General features: G+C 39.6%; 2 protein-coding genes. Both read right to left on the bottom strand.

Features of this window, described 5'->3' with window-relative positions; translation table 11 throughout:
- A partial coding sequence (locus JUI58_RS26605; RefSeq protein ID WP_239121339.1) for an MASE1 domain-containing protein occupies positions 1–1,544 on the bottom strand: 1,544 nt, incomplete at its 3' end.
- Between the two features lie 264 nt (positions 1,545–1,808).
- The gene (locus JUI58_RS08395; RefSeq protein WP_348539861.1) at positions 1,809–2,045 is read right to left on the bottom strand and encodes an ATP-binding protein; all 237 of its coding nucleotides are present in this window, start codon (positions 2,043–2,045) and stop codon (positions 1,809–1,811) included.
- Between the last annotated feature and the right edge of the window lie 186 nt (positions 2,046–2,231).

Here is a 2,231-nt window from a genome sequence, read left to right as displayed (position 1 = left end):
ATACCTCCCGCAGAGGTAAACTTGAGAGCATTATTAATCAAGTTAATCAGAATTTGGCGAAGTTTGACTTCATCAGTGCGAATATAGCGGGGGAGATTTGGTGCTGGTTCTAATAACAATTGCAAGTTTTGGTCTGCTGCTTTGAGTTGAAACATATCGTGAATATCATCAAGAAGGCGATGCAGGTCGAAGTTTTTCTTGTTCAGGGTAATGCGCCCTGCTTCAATTTTGGAGAGGTCGAGGACGTTGTTGATTAGAGTTAAAAGATGTTCGCCACTGCGGTTAATAATGCCGACGCTTTCTTGATGTTCTGGGGGGAGGGTTTGAGAGCGTGTCATAATCTGAGTAAAGCCAAGAATAGCATTGAGAGGCGATCGCAATTCGTGACTCATGTTGGCGATGAAGCTGCTTTTTGCTTGGTTGGCGACTTCGGATTTTTCTTTGGCAACTTCAAGTTCGAGGGTGCGTTGTTTGACCCGAATTTCTAATTCTTGATTGCTTTGAGCTAGGTGAGTTAGGGCTAGATTTAATTGAGTTTCTGCCTTGGTACGTTCTGCGATCGCGGCTGCCAGCACTAATGATGTTAAGACAATTACTGCAATAAAGGATTGCAATAAAATTAAAGATTCGTTTAGGTCTTCTTTGGCAAATACCCCAAACCCTCTTACTGTCCCTAAAACCGCTGTAACTGAAATCAGAAAAATCAAGAATGTGGTTCCAAGTTGGCTGAAGCGAAATACCGACCAAATCAAAAGCGGAAACAGAATATACTCGATGGGATAGCCACCGGCAAAAGTATTTTTACATACCCAAATTACAGCAACGAGTAACAAAGTTGCTTCTGTAACGCGCCAGATATTAAGATTCTTAAGTTTGAGAATTATTTCTCTCGTGAAATTACCCCAGTTAGCTCGATTTTTCCATCGTTTAATTGTTTTTTTATTTTCCTGCAATAATTCTCCCACAGATAAAAGCAAGGGCGTGACAATGAAAACTCCGCCGACAATAGAAACCCACCAAATTACTAATACTTCTAAATAAGCACTTCCTGGAATTTTGCCCAGAAAGTAAAGGGATGTTGCTCCGAAAATACCATCTACTAAGGTAGCTAAGATACCACCAAAAACCAAGAAATTTAAAACATCTTTAATTCGCTGAAAAGAATAGCGGTTTTTAATAGTTTTAACTACCAAAAATCCACCCAGCCAAGCATTTAAGGTACTGCCTGTAGCTATGGCAAAAACAGCTAAAATAGAAGTCATAAAAGAGGTAAAGCTCGTACCGTCAAAAAAGGCAAAAAAGTTACTCAAAAAGACACCTAAAAAAACTCCAGGTAAAACGTAATTGCCTAGCATTAAAACTGCAGCTAAGGCGATACCTGAAGAAGGCCATATTGGGGTAACATCTTGAGGAGTTGAGGCAAGATGTCGAGCTATTTCTGCCGCGCCATAATAGGCTAAGACTACTAATACTAGAGTGCCAAGATAAAAAACTCTGTTGAGTATTTTGCTTTTCTTTTGTCCAGACAATTCGTGGTTAAACATAAGTCAACTTTTAACAACTAACTACTAAAATAGCGTTCCTAAATGAGTGGGACCCAACATCTTTTTTGGATTCCACTGCATTCCACTCAACCTACTTTTTAAGGCATTTTTCCTGCATGGCGAGGGGATTTATCTAAACCTATGGATTTGCCACAAATCATTGAGGATTGCTATAGCAGTCCTCAATGAATCTAAAAATAGATAAATAACCAGAAAGTTTAGACGCGAGGAAAGGGTAAAGCATAATGCACCCGATTTACCTTTTTAGTTTACCCTCTTTTGAAGCATTAATGACAAGGGAAGAGCGATCGCCAATTCTGTTCCCTTGCCAAACTCAGAAGCACAGGTAATTTTACCCCCATGTTTTTCGACTACAATTTGAAGGGCGATCGCCATGCCTAACCCCGTACCTTTACCTACTTCTTTCGTGGTAAATCCTTGCTCAAAGATGCGCTCTTTTATTTCATCAGGAAGTCTCTTACCATTATCAGTAATTTGCACAATAATGCCCTCGCTTGAAAAGGTTTGCTAATATAGTCCACTCCACCTACTTGAAAAGCCTTGACCTTATCAGTTGTTATTGTTCATCTTTAATTAGTCTCTTGGGGAATTAAGTTTAAAATTTTGTCGTATTCAAAATTATGGAGACAGTGGGCGATCGCCTCTGCTAAAGCCGTATTTTCTAAC

The organism is Spirulina sp. CCY15215 (genome assembly GCF_016888125.1).
Taxonomy (GTDB): domain Bacteria; phylum Cyanobacteriota; class Cyanobacteriia; order Cyanobacteriales; family Spirulinaceae; genus CCY15215.
The sequence above is the reverse complement of the archived record's forward strand: the minus strand, read 5'-3'. Positions and strand labels throughout refer to the sequence as shown.